Raw genomic sequence first — 921 nt, forward strand, 5'->3', positions numbered from 1 at the left:
AGATTGCCTTCTACCTTGATGATATAGTTTACGATCTCTGCGGCATTTTCAGGAATAAAATATCCCACATTATCTTTTTGCGCTATTACTTCCTTTCCATCAGAAGTATCCACCTTCCACACTGTTATATCAATACCTTCAGTTGTGCTAGATTCTTCAATAACTATGTTATGTTCTTTACCACTGATTGTTCCATCAACCTCCAGCTTTAGTGAAGCCTGATCACTGTCCTTAAATAGTAAGACAGCTGTGTTTCCTGCATTAATATCCTGTGTGACTGTTATTTCAGCCACATTACTATTTCCGGCACTAACATCAACTCCGGTTCCACTGGTGTTAACACTTCCATTAACCGTTAAATCCAAGCTTGATGTTCCCATGCTTCCCTGAGCACTCACCACAACGCCTTTATTATTTTCACCTCCTATGGCCTGAATGGATCCGGTTGTGATATTAACCAACGTTTCGTGATTATCTTGAGAAGCAAAAGAAGAAGCATGAATACCTTCCGCATATCTTTCAGAATCGACTGATATTGATCCGGTATTAACAGTGGTTGTACCACTGCGCCCGCTGATACTTGCACCATATGCCCGACCATTATTTGAAGATGAGTTCGATACCACAGCTCCGGTTGTCACAACTATAGAACCGCCAGTATTCTCTACATATACTCCTTTAGATTCACTCCTTGTAGATGAGTTTACCGTTCCTGTATTGACGGTGACTGTACCACCCCCTGAAGTCGTCGCATTTATTCCTGTTGACTGACCATAATAACTTATTGCTGTCACTGTTCCAGTTTTTACATCAACAGAACCACCTTCATGCGCATCAGCATTTACACCTGTTGCATTTGCCTCATCTCCAGCTCCTGTAACTGTTACTGCACCGGAATTAACTGTAACTTCAGTTTTTGCG

General features: G+C 41.6%; 1 protein-coding gene. It reads right to left on the bottom strand.

The window, feature by feature from the left end:
• The coding region (locus BXO88_RS16660) for a hypothetical protein (RefSeq protein ID WP_168171763.1) at positions 1-921 on the bottom strand (921 nt) is incomplete at both ends.

Origin of the sequence: Oribacterium sp. C9, from assembly GCF_002007235.1 — a bacterium.
GTDB lineage: Bacteria > Bacillota > Clostridia > Lachnospirales > Lachnospiraceae > Oribacterium.